The sequence below is a fragment of the Ulvibacterium marinum genome, assembly GCF_003626755.1.
Classification (GTDB): Bacteria; Bacteroidota; Bacteroidia; order Flavobacteriales; family Flavobacteriaceae; genus Ulvibacterium; species Ulvibacterium marinum.
The window spans coordinates 1,013,382-1,030,638 of sequence record NZ_RBCJ01000003.1 but is presented as its reverse complement, the minus strand read 5'-3'; the positions used below and the strand labels follow the sequence as shown (position 1 = coordinate 1,030,638).

Annotated in this window: 18 protein-coding genes; 9 read left to right on the top strand and 9 right to left on the bottom strand. The window is 42.8% G+C overall.

Annotated elements, in window-relative coordinates; all coding sequences use genetic code 11:
• Window positions 1–65: 65 nt before the first annotated feature.
• A complete protein-coding gene (locus D7Z94_RS17660; protein WP_120712878.1) occupies window positions 66–800 on the top strand; it encodes a sugar-binding protein in 735 nt (244 codons plus the stop codon).
• Here the strand turns inward: D7Z94_RS17660 and D7Z94_RS17655 are convergent, their stop codons facing one another.
• Genes D7Z94_RS17655 through D7Z94_RS17645 form a run of 3 tightly spaced genes read right to left on the bottom strand, consistent with a single transcriptional unit; the run spans window position 801 to window position 3,367 of the window.
• Window positions 801–2,282, bottom strand: coding sequence for a CCDC174 family protein (locus D7Z94_RS17655; RefSeq protein WP_120712877.1), 1,482 nt, complete (start codon window positions 2,280–2,282; stop codon window positions 801–803).
• Window positions 2,254–2,841: a hypothetical protein gene (locus D7Z94_RS17650; RefSeq protein ID WP_120712876.1), complete on the bottom strand. Its 588-nt coding sequence runs from the start codon at window positions 2,839–2,841 to the stop codon at window positions 2,254–2,256. Before D7Z94_RS17650 ends, D7Z94_RS17655 begins: the two co-directional genes overlap by 29 nt.
• Window positions 2,825–3,367, bottom strand: coding sequence for an RNA polymerase sigma factor (locus D7Z94_RS17645; RefSeq protein ID WP_120712875.1), 543 nt, complete (start codon window positions 3,365–3,367; stop codon window positions 2,825–2,827). The genes D7Z94_RS17650 and D7Z94_RS17645 overlap by 17 nt, the downstream gene beginning before the upstream one ends.
• Here D7Z94_RS17645 and D7Z94_RS17640 point away from each other — a divergent pair.
• The 5 genes from D7Z94_RS17640 to D7Z94_RS17620 all read left to right on the top strand — a co-directional run bounded on the left by D7Z94_RS17640 (window position 3,367) and on the right by D7Z94_RS17620 (window position 7,925).
• Window positions 3,367–4,383, top strand: coding sequence for an aldose epimerase family protein (locus D7Z94_RS17640; protein ID WP_245967238.1), 1,017 nt, complete (start codon window positions 3,367–3,369; stop codon window positions 4,381–4,383). The two genes, D7Z94_RS17645 and D7Z94_RS17640, sit on opposite strands and share 1 nt — an antisense overlap.
• A 26-nt stretch (window positions 4,384–4,409) precedes the next feature.
• The gene (locus D7Z94_RS17635) at window positions 4,410–4,970 is read left to right on the top strand and encodes a DUF2911 domain-containing protein (protein WP_120712874.1); all 561 of its coding nucleotides are present in this window, start codon (window positions 4,410–4,412) and stop codon (window positions 4,968–4,970) included.
• Window positions 4,971–4,972: 2 nt separating this feature from the next.
• Entirely contained in the window at window positions 4,973–6,019 is a 1,047-nt protein-coding gene (meaB, locus tag D7Z94_RS17630; RefSeq protein ID WP_120712873.1) for a methylmalonyl Co-A mutase-associated GTPase MeaB, read from the top strand.
• Between the two features lie 90 nt (window positions 6,020–6,109).
• Window positions 6,110–7,069, top strand: coding sequence for a glycosyltransferase family 2 protein (locus D7Z94_RS17625; RefSeq protein WP_120712872.1), 960 nt, complete (start codon window positions 6,110–6,112; stop codon window positions 7,067–7,069).
• Window positions 7,053–7,925 (top strand): lysylphosphatidylglycerol synthase transmembrane domain-containing protein, encoded by an 873-nt coding sequence (locus tag D7Z94_RS17620; protein ID WP_120712871.1) that lies wholly within the window; start codon window positions 7,053–7,055, stop codon window positions 7,923–7,925. The genes D7Z94_RS17625 and D7Z94_RS17620 overlap by 17 nt, the downstream gene beginning before the upstream one ends.
• 43 nt (window positions 7,926–7,968) lie before the next feature.
• Here the strand turns inward: D7Z94_RS17620 and D7Z94_RS17615 are convergent, their stop codons facing one another.
• The 6 genes from D7Z94_RS17615 to mazG all read right to left on the bottom strand — a co-directional run bounded on the left by D7Z94_RS17615 (window position 7,969) and on the right by mazG (window position 14,359).
• Entirely contained in the window at window positions 7,969–9,627 is a 1,659-nt protein-coding gene (locus D7Z94_RS17615; RefSeq protein ID WP_120712870.1) for an ArnT family glycosyltransferase, read from the bottom strand.
• The gene (locus tag D7Z94_RS17610; RefSeq protein WP_120712869.1) at window positions 9,624–10,193 is read right to left on the bottom strand and encodes a phosphatase PAP2 family protein; all 570 of its coding nucleotides are present in this window, start codon (window positions 10,191–10,193) and stop codon (window positions 9,624–9,626) included. The genes D7Z94_RS17615 and D7Z94_RS17610 overlap by 4 nt, the downstream gene beginning before the upstream one ends.
• Window positions 10,194–10,198: 5 nt before the next feature.
• The gene (locus tag D7Z94_RS17605) at window positions 10,199–10,426 is read right to left on the bottom strand and encodes a hypothetical protein (protein WP_120712868.1); all 228 of its coding nucleotides are present in this window, start codon (window positions 10,424–10,426) and stop codon (window positions 10,199–10,201) included.
• Window positions 10,427–10,489: 63 nt separating this feature from the next.
• Entirely contained in the window at window positions 10,490–11,854 is a 1,365-nt protein-coding gene (locus tag D7Z94_RS17600) for an MATE family efflux transporter (protein WP_120712867.1), read from the bottom strand.
• Between the two features lie 105 nt (window positions 11,855–11,959).
• Window positions 11,960–13,531, bottom strand: a complete 1,572-nt coding sequence (locus D7Z94_RS17595; RefSeq protein ID WP_120712866.1) for a sulfatase family protein — start codon at window positions 13,529–13,531, stop codon at window positions 11,960–11,962.
• 54 nt (window positions 13,532–13,585) lie between these two features.
• A complete protein-coding gene (mazG, locus tag D7Z94_RS17590) occupies window positions 13,586–14,359 on the bottom strand; it encodes a nucleoside triphosphate pyrophosphohydrolase (protein WP_120712865.1) in 774 nt (257 codons plus the stop codon).
• A 176-nt stretch (window positions 14,360–14,535) separates the two neighbouring features.
• Between mazG and D7Z94_RS17585 the strand changes: the two genes are divergently transcribed.
• Genes D7Z94_RS17585 through D7Z94_RS17575 form a run of 3 tightly spaced genes read left to right on the top strand, consistent with a single transcriptional unit; the run spans window position 14,536 to window position 17,211 of the window.
• On the top strand, window positions 14,536–15,468 hold the full coding sequence (locus D7Z94_RS17585) for a TRAP transporter substrate-binding protein (protein ID WP_211341801.1): 933 nt from the start codon (window positions 14,536–14,538) through the stop codon (window positions 15,466–15,468).
• Window positions 15,465–15,926 (top strand): TRAP transporter small permease, encoded by a 462-nt coding sequence (locus D7Z94_RS17580; RefSeq protein ID WP_120712863.1) that lies wholly within the window; start codon window positions 15,465–15,467, stop codon window positions 15,924–15,926. Before D7Z94_RS17585 ends, D7Z94_RS17580 begins: the two co-directional genes overlap by 4 nt.
• 10 nt (window positions 15,927–15,936) lie before the next feature.
• Window positions 15,937–17,211, top strand: a complete 1,275-nt coding sequence (locus D7Z94_RS17575; protein WP_120712862.1) for a TRAP transporter large permease — start codon at window positions 15,937–15,939, stop codon at window positions 17,209–17,211.
• Window positions 17,212–17,257: the final 46 nt, after the last annotated feature.

The window sequence follows — 17,257 nt, the reverse complement described above, 5'->3', positions numbered from 1 at the left end:
CGAAAAGCGGTAAGAAGTGCCAAAAATTGCTATCTTTAATAGAGTAACCCCAATACTTATTACTGATGAAAGCTGCAATGACCTTATGCTTGGCTTTCCTTTGCATGTGCTGTAATACCACAAAAAAAAAGGAAGACCATCACATCATTTCCGTTAAAAAAAGTCCACATCCTATTGCTATCGACGGTAAGGCTACCGAAAATATTTGGGCGCACGCCAACTGGCATGCCCTGGACCAGAACTGGTTGGGAGGATTCTATGAGCATGACGATTTCAACGGACATTATAAGTTGAGTTGGGATGAGGATGCCCTCTACGTTCTGGTAGAGATAACCGACGATGTCCTATTTGATCAGTACAAAGATCCCCTTAAACTATGGTGGAACGACGATTGCGTGGAGGTCTTTATCGATGAGGACAATTCCGGGGGATTGCACCAATTTAGCCATAATGCCTTTGCCTATCATATTGCCCTGGACGGAAACGTGGTAGATCTTGCGCCAAATAAGGAACCACAACTATACAACGAACACATAGTCTCCAAACATACCACCGAGGGACAGACCACAACTTGGGAAATAGCCATTTATGTGTATGACGATACTTATGTCGATGGGGGAAACAATATCCCAAAAACTTTAAATAGCGCTAAGAAAATAGGTTTTGCCTTGGCGTATTGTGACAATGATAGCAGTACGGAAAGGGAAAACTTTATTGGATCGGTATTTGTTCCGGGAGAGGATAAAAATCAGGGGTGGATCAATGCGGATATTTTTGGGACGCTCTTGCTCGAAGAATAATCAATCCAAAAGGATATTGCTGTACTTGGAATGGATAACGATGGATGCCTTGTTGTTCTCATCCAAATGATACCCTTTTACGATTTCTGTGTTGCGATTCTTTTTTCGGTCAAGTTTTAGCTGCTCAGGGCAATTGACCTTGGAGTTGGTGCCATTGATGTATATGGCATAGGCGGTGGGGGGCAAATTGCAGATCAATTCGGCATTTTGTAAGGTAACGTCCAGCTCCTCAAAGTTCTCGGATACCGTATTGATGTGCAGAGGGCCCAAATCACTTTTTATAAAGGCACTTTTTAATAAATGGTCTATGGAAACATCAGACGAGGTAGCGCTCAAGCGAAGGTTGAGGACTTCCCGTAAATCTACATTTTCAGAATAGTCTGTTTGCAATTGCCCGTAATTCCATTTCTGTACGCTAACCGGAGAATAGGAGACCTTAATGTCAGTCTGGTCACCATCTATAGTACTCGCCCATAAATAGGCATGGGATAGCGTTGCGTTGATGTTTTTGGTATTCTCCGCTAGTTTTACCTCCCCATGGCGTACGTTCATCTTTATCTTGGTATTCTTTGGCATCTTTATCTTAATGGTCTTCTTTACCTTGTAATTTTTGTGCTCCCCATCACTATGAAAATAAAAGGTGTTCGGCAATCTCCCGAGACTGTCTCCTGCAATAAAGGGGTAAACGGAGTCGTGGTAGATAAATCGTTCCACTTTTCGTGCTTCAAGGGCGGCCATTCTTTTTTCACGGGCTTCGGCGCGTTTTTCCCTTGCTTCCTCCATTCTTTCCATACGTTCCGTCCTGGCGGCCTCCCTGGCCTGTAAACGTTCTTCCCGACCCCTTTCCCGTTCCTCCAATCTTTCTTTATTCCGTTTTTCCCTTTCGGCGCTTCGGGCCTCCATCCTTTTCCCCCACGCTTCCATTCTTTCCCTATACTCCTCGTCAAAGTACTTGCCGAATTCCTTCTGCCACTTTTTCAAATACTTTTCACCATCTTCCTTGTAGGCCTCATAATCGAAATCATGAAAGGGGACTACGGGAAGGGGCGGGAATTCAGGAAGTTCTGCAAATTCCGGGAATTCGGGAATTTCGGGAATATCAACGATAAAAGGCTCAATTTCAGGAATATCCATGGACATATTAAAGGAAGGTGCAAATGACCAGGAATTTCCCGAGTTTGTATGTATCTCTATCCTTTTACTGTTGCCCATTATGGTTATAGGATCCTTCTTAAAATAGTGCCGAGCCTCCTCTTCTGTGGCACCCTCCAAGGTTACCACGGCTTCAATACCGATCTGGTCCTTGTCCCAGGTCTCGAATTCAATATCCGCATGACTGGTATTTAATTCCAATACGGTATTATCGGTGACAACAAAGGTCTCGTTATAGGTCTCTGTACGTTTCTGGGCATTTGCAAACCAAATGCCCATACATATGAAAACTAGGATGGCACTATATGGTATTCTTTTTGACTTGTTCATTTTTTGATGATTTTAACTCGCTTAATTTTCCTTTTAATTTTTGCAATAATTGTAACCTTAACTGTAGGTTCTTGATCAAGGCGGTTATGGTCTGATCATTAGGCCCAATATCGTTCAGTTCCATATTAAGCCTTTCGTATTCAGTGTTTAGATCGGCCAGCCGGTCCATAAAACTATCCACCAGTATTTTATTTTCTTCGGACACCTGCAATCTGGAAAGTTCTAGGTTGATGTTGGTTACATAGTAGTCCTCTACTTTCTTAAGATTGGGTGACAGGTCACCAAAGGAAATACCCTTCTTTTCCTTGGATGGGTCATTTTTTTCCACAACGGTGGTCTTGATGGTATCCTCTCCCGTCAATACTTTATAACTGACAATTCCAATACTAAGCAGTACTAAAATGGATGCTGCAATTTTTAAAATATAAAATGAGGACTTCTTCCGTTTAGGAAGTTCGGCTTCCAAACGTTCCAAAAACCGGTTTTCATGACCTTCCGACATTTGGAATTTTCCGGCCTTATTTTCCCTTTTGAACATTTCCCTAAGATCCTGTCCCATATCTTTTCTTTTTTAAAAGTTCCTTCAAAAACCCTTTGCCCCGCAATAATCGTGTTCTACAGGCCGTTTCGCTCAACCCCAATACATTTGCAATTTCGTGATGGTCATAGCCTTCCAACAAGAACATCATCACCACATACTTGTACTTTTCCGGCAATTGTTCCATGGCCAGTTTTACCTCATCCAAGGTTATACCATCTTCCACAGTCCAATCATTATCCTCCACAACCTGCATATAATTTTCATCCAACGGCACCAATCGCTCTTTTTTCGATTTTAAAAAATCGATACTCTTATTGATTACAATCCGTTTGAGCCAAGCTCCAAAGCTTACGTCCCCCTTAAATTGATGTATTTTTTGAAAGGCCTTTATGAACGACTCTTGGATGATATCCTCCGCATCACTGCTATTTTTCACAAAACGCATAGCCACATAGAACATGCCACTGCAGTATTGATTATACAGTTGCAGCTGTGCTTTTCGGTCATTTGCCTTGCATTGCTCTACTACATCAATTTGAAACATTGGCCAGTTTCGTTGTTGGTTTTATCGGTGTCGTTATCCTAAGGACGGGACAAAAAACCCGATGTTGCAAAAAAGACTATTTTTATAGGGAAATTAATGATTTCGTCTTGAAACAGGTTACCATAAGTACTCCCTTCATTACTCTAATCGTACTGGACTACGGTGCCATCATTCAAAAACTTCTGGTAAAGGACAAAAAGGGCAGGTCCACTAATGTGGTGGTAGGATCCAATTATCCTAACAATTATCTTGAGGACACTGTTTTTTTGGGGGCCTGTGTGGGAAGGTATGCCGGGCGTATCTCTAATGCCAGTTTTGAACTAGATCGCGAAACCTTCCCATTATATGGTGAAAAAGGAATACACCTGCATGGTGGAAAGGAAGGCTTCGGAAAAAAGTACTGGACCATTGAAGAGGTAGATTATGGTACTGAGCCTTTTGTTAAACTTTCCTATTATAGCAAACATTTGGAGGAAGGCTATCCTGGAAACTTAAAAGTGATGCTCACCTATAAATTGGTGGAAAACGAATTGCACATCATACATGAAGCTGCGGCCGATCGGACTACGGTGATTAATTTGACCAACCATTCCTATTTTAGACTGGATAAGACGGGGTCCATAGATCACTATCGATTAGAACTTTACTGCCCGGAAATCGTTGAGACGGACAGGAACTTATTGCCTACGGGAAATATCGTTCCCGTCACTGATACCGAATATGATTTCCGTACGGAACGGAAAATTGGGGAATTGCGTTTGGATACCCCTTATGTAAAAAATTCAAAAACGGATTTGGCCGCCCGTATCTTTTCCAGAAGATCGGGCATCTCCTTGGAGGTAAAAACCAACCAACCAGCGGTGGTAGTGTATACTCCGCCCGATTTTCCGGCCATTTGTTTTGAAACCCAAAATTATCCGGACGCGCCCAATCATGAACACTTCCCTAGTTGCATATTACGACCCGATGAAATTTATCGTAATGCCTCCGTCTTTACGTTTGATTTAGTACTTTAGTTTTATAGAAATCAAGACCGGTAATCATGAAGTTTTTAAAATGGTTTTTAATAGTGCTCGTAGTATTGATGGCCTTGTTCTTTTTTGTGGGCAAGCCTTATATGCTGAAGCAAACCAAAAAAAAGAGCCCTGAAAAAACAGTGACCCATATTAAAGATGATTTTGACCTCTCGGTAACCTATAGCAGTCCCTTTAAGAAAGGGCGGGTCATTTTTGGGGAACTTGTTCCCTATGATGCAGTCTGGCGAACCGGGGCCAATGAGCCTACCACTTTTAGTACCAAAACAGATGTAAAAATCATTGATAAAAACCTGCCCGCTGGCACTTATTCCCTATGGACCAGACCTCAAAGGGAATACTGGACCATCATGTTCAACAAGGAAGTCCCGGAATGGGGCGTAACTTTTTTGAGCGGAGGTTCGGAAACTTCCCGTGATGAATCTCAAGATGTCATACAAGTACAGGTTCCGGTTGAAAAACTACCATCACCCCAGGAAAGCTTTACCATAGGCTTTGAGGACGGGGAACAATTGTACCTTGGCCTTTTTTGGGATGATACCAAAGTAAAGGTGCCCATTAATCCATAAAGTTGAGCATTCCAAAAAACACAGGCCAGGAAAGTATCTCCAAAGTAAAGGGGAAGAGAAAAAGTCCACCTTCCGTAGCGGAGCTGGTAGAAGGTATTTTGAGCTCCAATAAGACCGCACTGGCCCGGGCCATAACCCTTGTAGAAAGCTCCAACGGCGAACACCTTAAGAAAGCTACCGAGATTCTGGAGCATTGCCTGGGAAAAAAATCCGATACGGTCCGGATAGGAATCACCGGGGTGCCTGGTGTGGGGAAAAGTACCTTTATAGAGACCTTTGGAAAAACATTGACTTCCAAGGGGAAGAAAGTGGCCGTTCTGGCCGTAGACCCTACCAGCAGTTTGAGCAAGGGAAGCATTCTAGGGGACAAGACCCGAATGGAAGAATTGGTAAAGGACCCCAATGCGTTTATACGGCCTTCCCCTTCGGGAGACTCCTTAGGTGGTGTTGCACGCAAGACCCGGGAGACTATTATTCTTTGTGAAGCCGCGGGATACGACGTGATACTTATTGAAACCGTGGGCGTAGGCCAAAGTGAGACCGCCGTACATGGTATGGTAGACTTTTTCCTTTTATTAAAATTGGCCGGAGCTGGTGATGAACTTCAGGGTATGAAAAGGGGCATTATGGAAATGGCCGATGCCATAGTGATCAATAAGGCCGATGGGGATAACATAAAACCCGCACAACTGGCCAAGACCGAATTTTCCAGGGCGCTGCACCTTTACCCTCCTAAGGAAAATGGCTGGGTTCCCAAAGTGCTGACCTGTTCCGCCAGCGAGAATACCGGAATTCAGGAAATCTGGGAGGTAATCGATAGGTACATGGAGCGGGCCAAACAATCAGATCATTTTCTGTTGAATAGACAGGGACAGAACAAAAATTGGCTGCTGCAACATATTGACAGTCAAATAAAATCCGACTTTTATTCCAACCCAAAAGTAGCTTCGTTATTACCAAAAATCATCCAAGAAGTTACCCAAAGCAAAGTTTCTCCTTTCGCGGCCGCAGAAAAACTGATACAAGCCTACAGACAGGAAGCGAAATAGGGGTATCATGAAGACACAAGTTGCCTTCCAGTCAGGAATATTCCGATTCCGAATAAAAACATAACTTTGCCCCGATAACAAACCGAATACATGCAGCCTATAACGCCTCTACTCCTTTCCGTAGTCGTACCACTTTATAACGAAGAGGATAACGTGGCCCTCCTTACCCAAAAAATTCACGAGAGTTTGGTCGGGTATACTTACCAAATCATTTATGTAGACGACTTTTCAAAGGATAATACCCGAAAGGTGGTCAAAGACCTTAATGATAACAAGGTGCATTTGGTGGAACTCAAAAAAAACTATGGGCAGAGCCTAGCCTTGGCAGCGGGTTTGGATTATGCCGAAGGAGAATATATTATTACTATGGACGGTGATCTGCAAAATGATTCCAGCGATATTCCACAAATGCTACATTTTGCGGTAAATGAGGATTACGATGTGGTAACGGGAATACGTCAAAAAAGAAAGGATTCCCTCGTAAAAAAGATTCCGTCCAAAATCGCTAATTTTTTGGTCCGTCGGGTCACCAAGTTGGACATCAAGGACAATGGTTGTGCCTTGAAAGTGTTTACCAGGGATATCGCAAAAGAACTCAACCTTTATGGGGAAATGCATCGGTTTATTACCCTGTTGGCCCATTTGGAGGGAGCGCAAATCAAACAGGTACCTGTAAAGCATCATGCAAGGCATGCGGGAGTATCCAAATATGGACTGGAGCGGGTTTTTAAGGTAGTGGCGGATATGATGCTATTATTATTCATACGAAAGTACTTTCAGCGTCCTATTCATCTTTTCGGAATATTCGGTGTTCTAATGATCATTTTGGGGATTTTCATCAATATCTACTTATTGATCGTAAAGCTTGGCCTAGGAGAGGACATTGGCACACGGCCGCTACTAATGTTCGGGATGATGTTCATTTTGGCCGGTATTCAGCTGTTTACCATTGGCATCGTTATGGAACTTTTGATACGTACCTATTACGAGTCCCAGCAAAAAAGACCGTACCGAATCAAAAAAGTATCCGTAGGTGGCCAAACATCGTAAAAAGCTTATAACAGTACTGAAAATTGTTGTCAGCATTGCGCTTATTTATTTTGTCATCACCAAAATTGACCTACAGGAGGTTTTGGATATCCTGAAAAGGACCAAGCTTTCCTATCTCCTTCCCGCTCTTGCCCTTTTCATACTTTCCAAAGTATTGGCGGCCTTTCGGTTAAACCTATATTTTCACCAAATCCGTGTTCCCCTATCCCAAAAAAGCAATTTGAGGCTTAATCTTTTAGGTATGTTTTATAACCTTTTTCTTCCTGGGGGAATAGGGGGGGATGCCTACAAAGGGTATCTGATTAAAAAGAATTTTGATGTCGGTACAAAACGGGTGGTCTCAGTTTTGGTGTTGGACCGACTTAGTGGACTTTTACTACTGTTTGTATATGCGTGTATCCTGGCCTTGTTGTTAGATGCCAAGACTCTTACCGATATCAAATGGTTGTTTCTCCTGGCAATCCTCGGAAGTATTTCCGTGTTCCGGTGGGTCAACAGACGTTTTTTTGACTATGTATTGCCCATTTTTTGGAGGTCTTTCGGTCTTTCCGCCCTGGTGCAACTGGCCCAATTGATAAGTGTTTATTTTATCCTCAAGGCCCTATATCTTACAACTGGAATAGTGCCCTATCTATTCATTTTTCTGATTTCCTCAATAGTGGCCGTTCTTCCCTTGACCATAGGAGGAATCGGTAGTAGGGAAGTGACCTTTTTTTATGGGGCCACATGGTTGTCCTTGGACGAAAGCATTTCGATAAGCATTAGTATGGTGTTCTTTTTGATAACCGCCCTAGTATCCTTTTTTGGAATAGTATATCATTTTAGACAACCAAAATTGGAGACGCTTGGGGACTAAATGATGCATCCGCATTCAAATGCCGTTGGCCCAGGCAAGCTATTTAATACACATGGATCAAGTGCATTTTGTTCAATACCTTTTTTCGGGTATTTGGATTAAGGAACTTCGCTTGCAATCTGGTAATCCTGAATTGTTTCTCGGTAAATTGCCGATCCCAGTCGAAACCCAGTTTGTGCAATTCCTGAATCTCCGCATCATTGACGTACAACCAGAAATCCTTCTTTTTCCGTAACTCATTGTACGAAGCTATTTTTAGGGGCTCCTGATTATAAAAATCCAAGGCCCAAGTATGATTGGAAGAAAGCTTATAAATCTTTTCCTTGGGCACCTCGTTTTCCTCTACCCTTTCGGCCATGGAAGACCCTGCCTGATAGTCCAATAAAGATGGGTAAAAATGGATGTTCAGCGTTAGGTTCAGAAGAATGGCACTAAATATGGAAATGGTAATCAACCGGTAATAATACTCCTCTCTTTTAAGAACATAATATATGATAAGACCTCCCAATAATATGGTCCAAATGTGATCGTAAGGATTCTCCGCCTTGAAAACAAAATAACGAATGAGGGTAGAGGCGATAAATACCACACTAATCAAAAAGTATTGTATCCCAAGCAAAATCTTCAACGGCTTTCTTCTTGTATATTGATATAGGCTGTAGAGGTACGAGGCAGTCAAAACCGAAAAAAGAGGGATAATGATATTCAAATAATGGGGCAGTTTAAACTGTGCAAAACTGATAATTAAAAAAACAAGAGAGATACCGCCCAAGGTTAAAAACTCGTACTTGGGGTTATACTTGAACCTCAGCTTAAAAAAGGTCTTTACCCTGCACCAATAGGCGGTAAGTCCTAGGACGGTCCAAGGCACGAACACCCATAAGAACGTATGGAAGAAGAAGAAATAATCACTACTATTCTTACCTACCCCCTCGCCGCTTAGCCGTTCAAAGCTCTGCTCCCAAAAAATAAAAAAGATGCCACTGCGGTTGTCCTTGCCACGGATTATCTTTTCAGGATGCAAATCAAATTGATGGTAATACGCATACAACATGGGAGCAATCGCAATTCCAAAAAACAGAAGCCCAACCAAAACTTTCCAATGCAGCAAGGCCTTCCATTTTCGGGTATAGGCCAAGTGGCACAATAGAGGCAACCCGATGACCAAAAGCGCAATCTGTCCTTTTGTGGAAAAAGCGATTCCTGCTCCAAAAGCACCCAAGACCATATGCACGAGGGAGTTCTTTTCTATATAAGCGGCCAATTGCCAAATGGCAAAAATGGTGAACCCGGTGAGCACCGCATCGGTACGGACATCGATTACCGAAAGTACAATGGTCTGAGAGGTCATAAAGACCAACGCGGCCAATTTGCCAACATGGATATTGTAGAGCAATCTTCCAAGGCCATAACAGCTATATGCTCCTAAAAAAGTGGCCAAAATGGCCGGAATACGATAGGCCCAGTCATACAATCCAAAAACCTTAAAGGACAGCGCTGCCAACCAAAAGTGCATATGGGGTTTGTCCAGATATTCCTCCGGGCCCTTAAAAAGAGACAAAAAGTCGTTCTCCTGTACCATCCGCATGGCCATAACGGCAAATTGGGCGGAGTCATTTTCGAAAAGCGTAACGAACATTCCGGCGATATAAACCAGAATTATCAAGGACAGTAAAAACCAATACCTAAGATTGGATATCATAGAGGAAATCTGTTGAGTGCAAATATATACAACTTTACAAATAACCAGCTTAGAATCAGGCCAATTCCTAGGCCTGTAAGCACATCCAACGGAAAATGCACCCCAATATAGATACGACTATAGGCCACCAAAAACGCCCAAAAAATGAGGAAAACCCCTATATACCAACGTTTTTTGCCTATCAAATAAGTAAAGAAAAAAGCTACTGCCATATGGTTTGCGGCATGCGCAGAAAAATAGCCAAATTTTCCTCCGCAGTAATCCTTTACCAAACGCATCATACCATTTACCTCAATATCGTGACAAGGACGTAAGCGTTGTACCCCATATTTAAAAAAATTGGCCAATTGATCCGTAACCAGAATAAGAACAGCTACGCTGAGAAGGAGCAGCACCGTTTTTTTTGTCCCAAGTTGCCTATAGGAAAGGAAAAGTAGGGCCAGGTAGAGTGGAATCCAACTGAGTTTATTGGTAACGAACATCCAAAATCCATCCCAGGTATCGTTTCCCAAATTGTTTAGGAAGAGGAATAGTTCCTTATCATAGGCTACCAATTGTTCCAACATAGTTGCTATTCTTCATATCGGGATACTTCGCGATCATAAAAATCGGTCGCTTCACGTATCAGATTTTCCGCTTCGGATTCCAATTCCTTTTCATCTTCTTTGGTAAAGTCCTCTAACCACTCTACTTCATCATTTTCCAAATTGATCATAAATCTTGGATACTCCGTATGTATTATGAATATGGCGGAGGGATGATCCGTATTGTCCCCTAAAAGAAATTTTGGCAGTTCCATTCGTTTTTTGTTACTATTTAAAAAAGACCTTTAAGCGACCTTTGGGATAATCAAGAAAACGGATTAACCTATTAGTTTTTTGGTCAAATAATTAAATCGAATATACAACATAATGGCCGATGCGGTAAGCCCAGTCAATAACCCGATCCATATGCCCGTGCTTTTTAAATCGGTATGCAATCCCAAGTAATAACAAATGGGAAAACCAATCAACCAATAGGCGATAAAAGTAATAAAAGTTGGAATTTTAACGTCTTGCAATCCACGCAAAGCGCCGAGAACAACGACCTGTATTCCATCGGAAATCTGAAAAAATGCCGCGACCAAAAGTAACTGGGCGGCCAGCACAATTACCTCCGTATTATCTGCCATGTTCATAACATCATCCACATCCAAATACAAGGTAGGGAACCAATGTCTGCCCAATAAAAACAATGTGGCAAATACGATTTCCAACAGAAGGGTAAGCAAGAAAATGGATTGGGCCAATCTTCGCAATTCCTTAAAATTCTTTAGTCCCTTTTGGTTACCGACACGAATCATAGCGGCAACACCTAAGCCCATCCCGAACATGAAGGTCATACTACTCAAATTCAGGGCAATTTGATTGGCGGCCTGCGCATTTTTCCCCAATACCCCGCTCAACCAAATGGCAGCAGTAAAAATTGCCACCTCAAAGAACATCTGTAAGGCGGATGGAAATCCTAAATTGATAATTTTCCGCATCACTTTGTTTTCAATTTTCCTAAAATTGAATCCTGTAACGTAATCGTAAAATTTCTTTTTGCTCCTTAGGAGATACCAGATAAAAGCGACCATAATAAAACGGGAGGCCAAAGTACCAATTGCCGCACCTACAATACCCATTTTCGGAAATCCGAAGGAACCGAAAATCAACAAATAATTCAATACAATATTCACAACATTGGCAAGAATAGTGGCGTACATGGGATACTTGGTCTGTGATAGGCCCTCGGAAAACTGCTTAAAGGCCTGGAACATAATCAAGGGGACCAATGAAAATGCCACAAGATTTAAATAGGGTATCGCCAATTCCACCACCTCGGGAGGTTGATCCATAGAATACATCAACGGTTTGCAGAGCAAAATGATACCAAAAAGTGACAGTCCCAACAGCGTACACAGCACCAACCCGTGTTTTAAGGCGCTTTTACCATCGGCTTTGTTTTTTGCACCGTCCGCTTCCGCCACCAAAGGGGTAATCGCTGTTGAAAAACCAATACCCAGGGACATGGCAATGAAAATAAAACTGTTGCCTAAGGAGACTGCGGCCAGCTCCGCCGTTCCCAGTTGACCCACCATAATATTATCCGCAAAAGCCACGAACGAATGGCCCAACATACCCAGAATAACCGGGTAGGCCAGCTTAAAATTATAGCGGAATTCTTTGGTGTATTGTTGGAACAAAGGATTATGCGATTAGAACCGACAAAGATAGAAAGTTGATTTCACCGTGGGGTACAACAGTGAAAAAGTTTTTTAACACCTTTAGATACCCATGGATGGACTCCCCTATTTATAGGTCTTTGCCAATATCTCCTTCATAATGGGGTAATCCTCATCCAGATCTTTGTACTTTTTGCGTTCCTCCAAAAGGGCTTCCTTCATTTTTTTAATAATGCCCGCATACTTCTTCTCACCAATGGCATTATGAAGTTCTTTGGGATCTTCTTCTAAATCATAAAACTCCCATTGTGGGTCGGTTATTTGATCGGAAGTCCCTTTCATCCCCAAATCCTGTCCATAAAAAAAGGCCAGTTTATAGCGATCGTCACGAATACCAAAGTGTGCAGGTCTATGCGGGTGGTGCAACCAGTATCTGTAGTACATTTGTTTTCTCCAATCCTCGGGAGGATTTCCCTCCAGTATACCCCTAAAACTTTTTCCCTGCATATAATCGGGTGGGGCTACACCTGCATAATCGGCCAATAGGGCGGCAAAATCAATATTCAGGATAATGTCATCAATGCGCTGGCCTCCTTGTATCTCTTTCGGGTATTGTATTACAAAAGGCATTCTAAGGGATTCCTCATAGATCAATCTTTTATCAAAGAATCCGTGTTCCCCTAAAAAATAGCCCTGATCTGCGGTATAGATTACTATGGTATTGTCGGCGATGCCCTCTTCCTCCAAATAATCGAGCAATTTTCCAATGTTATCATCTATGGCCGCTCCACAACGCATAAAGTCCTTGACCAATTTTTGGTATATTTTTTTTCTTTTTTGAATACTGTCCAGTCCGTCCAAGGGATAAGGCAATCCAGGATAGGAGGTCCAAAATTTTTCCGGGTCTTTTGTGGCTGCTTCCCATCGCGCACCCAAGCGCTCCAAAATTTGACCTCCAAAGGTTCTCCCTGTAGTTTCCTCACCAAAATCCAACAACGATTCCGGTTCTGGAATTTCAAGATCGGTATAGAGGGAAGCGAACCGTTCAGGGTAATCAAAAGGCTCGTGCGTGGCCTTGAAATTACAGAACATCAAAAATGGCTTTAGACTGTCCCGCTTTTCCAAATGCTCTATGGTCAAGTCGGCAATAACGTCCGTAGAGAAGCCGGTATAGGTAGTGCCTCCGGAACTGTCATGTCCATCCTTCCATCCTTCTTTTTTCTTTAGTACAGGGTCCCAATACGAGCCCTGACCGGGAAGTACGTTAAAATAATCAAAACCCTCCGGTTGTTCCACCAAATGCCATTTACCTATCACGGCAGTTTGATACCTGGCTTTCCCAAGAGTCTTGGCGATGTTGGGATGGCCTTTTGGCAGTGGTTCATTAAGTGTATAAACCTGATTGATATGGCTGTATTGACCTGTAAGGATACTGCCCCTACTGGGTGTGCAAATGGAATTGGTGCAAAAGGCATTATTGAGTACGGCCCCATTCCGTGCCATGCGCTTTATGTTTTCGTTCTGTACATAATCCGCTAAAATACCACCATAAATTCCCCATGCCTGTGACGTATGATCGTCGGAAAGTATAAATAGGATATTGGGCTGCTCAGGTTCCGGTGTCTCTTTTTTTGATTCGCAGCTTAAAAAGTAAATACAGGAAACTACGGTAAGGAAATAGTGGATAGGTTTGGACATTTTCTTTTTGGTTTTAGGTTGCGCTTATACTTACGGGCGATGAGAAGCAAGATACTAGATCTTTTTGGCCTCTTCCCAAAAGACATCCATCTCGGGCAAGGTCATGTCCTTTAGGGATTTTCCATTCTCCTCCGCTTTTCGTTCCAAATATTGAAAGCGCTTTATAAATTTTTTGTTGGTACGCTCCAGGGCATTTTCAGGATTGACCTTTAGAAATCGGGCATAGTTAATCATGGAAAAAAGCACATCACCAAACTCTGATTCTATACGATCCGTATCGGATTTTGAAACCTCATCCTGTAGTTCTTCCAACTCCTCCTGTACCTTAAGGAATACCTGTTCTGGCCTTTCCCAATCAAAACCGAGTCCCGCCACCTTGTCCTGAACCCGGCTTGCCTTTACCAATGCAGGTAGACTATCGGGAACGCCCTCCAAAACACTTTTTTTACCTTCTTTAAGTTTTATGGCTTCCCAGTTCTGTTTTACCTGTTCCTCATTCTCCACGTTTACATCGCCATAAATATGGGGGTGTCTATTAATCAATTTTTCACAAATATCGTTGCACACATCGGCGATATCAAAATCCCGGGTCTCCGAACCGATTTTAGCATAAAAAACGATGTGTAGGAGCAAATCGCCCAACTCCTTCTTTACCTCTTCCAAGTCATTTTCCAGAATAGCGTCCCCTAATTCATAAGTCTCTTCTATGGTAAGATGCCTAAGGGTCTGCATGGTCTGCTTTTTATCCCAGGGGCATTGGGCACGGAGTTCATCCATGATGGTCAATAAACGATCAAAAGCTTGTAATTGCACCTTTCTGGAATTCATAAAAACCAATTTTGGCAAAAGTACAAAGACGCTAACTTTCTAAGTGTGGAAATTTTAGAGTATTTTAGGAAGCCGAGAAATACAAAAATTCCATAGGCAAGTTAGTATTCCAAACCAAAATGGCCCGCATCAAAAGACTATTTTTCAGTAGCTCCATCATTTTAACTTGCCTGTTGTTGTTACAATGTAAATCAGAGCAGGAGCCTGAATTCCTTCTTAGGGCCAGTCACCTGACCAATGAAAATCATACTTGGTTCAAAGCCTTTGAATATTTTGCCGAGATTCTTGAGGAACGGTCCAACGGACGGATAATACTGCAAAATTACCATTCCGAACAACTAGCCAAGGAAATTGAAGCCATACGAATGATCCAGGCCGGTGTAATCGATATGACGGTTACCGGATCTACTTTGAACAATTGGATCGAAATCATGGCCTTTTGCGAGATGCCATTTCTACTTCGGGATGAAGCGCATATGGAAAACTTAATACACGGGGCCATAGGGCAACGAATGGAACGAGAAATGCGGGAAAGGACAGGTTTTAGGGCTTTGGGTTATTTTCAACGCGGACCTAGGCACCTTACCTCCAATCGTCCCATTAAACATCCGGATGATTTAAAAGGACTTATCATTAGGGTTCCCAATGTACCTTCCTTTGTTACGGCTTGGCAGGCTTTGGGCGCCAAACCCACACCCATGTCCTTTTCGGAAGTCTTCACCTCCCTGCAACAAGGTACGATAGAGGCCCAGGAAAATCCATTTGCCATGATCAAAGCGGCAGGTTTTTCCGAAGTTCAGGATTATGTTAACCTAACCTCGCATGTGGTCAGTTGGACCTATCCTGTAATAGGTGAAAAACAATTCCAGGCCTTCCCCGAGGATTTGAAGAAAATTTTTCTGGAAGCGGCCCAGGATATGCAGGAATACGAGCATCGTTTGTTTTTGGAAAATGAGAAAGAAGTTCAGGATGAGCTTAAGGCTCAGGGGATGCAATTAGTGGAAGTGGACAAGGAAAGTTTTGAAAAGAAGTCTCGCAAGGCGCTATTTGAAAGTCTCTCACCGGAAATGCAGAAAGTGCATCAAGAAATTGTAGCGTTACGAAAATGAGGAAGACTAGAAAATATGTGGCCACTCTCCTCAAATATGGAACCTTAATCAGTTCTTTAGGGCTTATTGTCTCCACTGTAATACAGATATACGCCCGGTTTTATATGGAAAGTGCCCCCTCTTGGACCGAGGAATCGGCGCGTTTCTTTTTTATCTATGCCATGGCTTTCGCTTCCGGCCTCGCCATGAAAGATGGTTTTTATGTTCATTTTGATGTGTTCTTCAATAGACTGGGCAAAAAAGTGCAACGATGGATTACCCACCTCATATCCTTGCTAACCATAGTGCTATTTATGGTATTGATGCTGTACGGAATCCAATTTGTGATACAAGGGCTCCCCGAACGTTCCCCTAGTTTGGAGGTCCCAATGTCCATTGCCTTTGCCAGTATGATTCTTATGGGACTTTCCGTTAGCTTTTTTGCGCTTTTGGATTTCCTAAAAACCTTGAAAAAATAGAAAAATTGATATGATCTGGGTATTGTTGTTGGTCTTTGTCGTTTGCTTGTTAGTTCGGGTACCCATTGCCTTTGCATTGGGACTTTCCTGTCTTTTCTATTTACTTCTTGAGGGCATTCCCTTGATTGTAGTTCCCATGAAAATGTATTCGGGCATCGATGTATTCGTACTGTTGAGTATTCCCGGATTTATCCTTGCAGGTAATTTGATGAACCATGGCGGCCTTACCGCAAAGATCATTTCGTTTTGTAACCATCTTATGGGTCATATCCGGGGAGGTCTGGCTCTGGCCAATATTGGTGCTTCCATGCTTTTTGCCGGAATTTCTGGTACGGCGGTATCCGATACGGCCAGTATTGGTGCCGTAATGATACCTGCCATGAAGAAGGAAGGCTATGATGCGAGTTTTTCCTGTGCTATTACAGCGGCCTCCTCTACCGTAGGGCCCATCATCCCGCCTAGTGTTCCCATGATTATTGCGGCCACCTTAAGCGGGCTGTCCGTTGGCCGACTGTTCCTGGCCGGGGCCATTCCCGGATTCCTCCTGGGTTTTGGACTTATGGGCATAGCCTACTACATAGCAGTGAAAAAGAAATATCCCAAGCATCCCAGAAGCAACATTGGGCAGATAGCCAAAGGGTTTCTGGACACCTTTTGGTCGCTCCTGATGACCTTTATCATTCTCTTTGGGATTATTGGGGGTGTATTTACCCCAACGGAAGCTTCGATTATTGCCGTTTTATATGCCTTAATGGTGGGGATGTTAGTATACCGTAAATTGAATTTTAAAAACATTTTGGTTATTGTATTGGATTCCATGAAGACCTCGGCCTCCCTGATGGTTTTGGTAGGGTTCGCCAATCTTTTTGGGTGGATCCTTATTACCGAACAATTACCCCAATTGATTTCCAGTGAAATACTGGCCTTTTCGGAGAACAAGTATGTAGTGCTTTTATTGATCAATATCTTATTGATCTTGGTCGGTACCTTTATGGAGACCATTGCGGCCTTATTGGTCCTCTTTCCTATTTTGTTGAAAGTGGCCTTGGCTGTGGATGTAGACCCGATACATTTTGCCGTAATTGCCCTATTAAACCTAATGATCGGGCTTACAACGCCTCCCCTGGGAATTTGTCTCTTCGTGTCTTCCAGTATTGGTAAGGTATCCATTGGCAAAGTAAGTATGGCTGGACTTCCCTTCCTCACCGTAAGCATCTTGGTACTGATCTTGGTTACCCTTTTCCCGCAGTTGTCCCTCTTCCTGCCCGACCTTTTTATGGACTGAGAATTTTGCGCTACTTTTAAACAACATAAAATCAAAAGTCATTCAA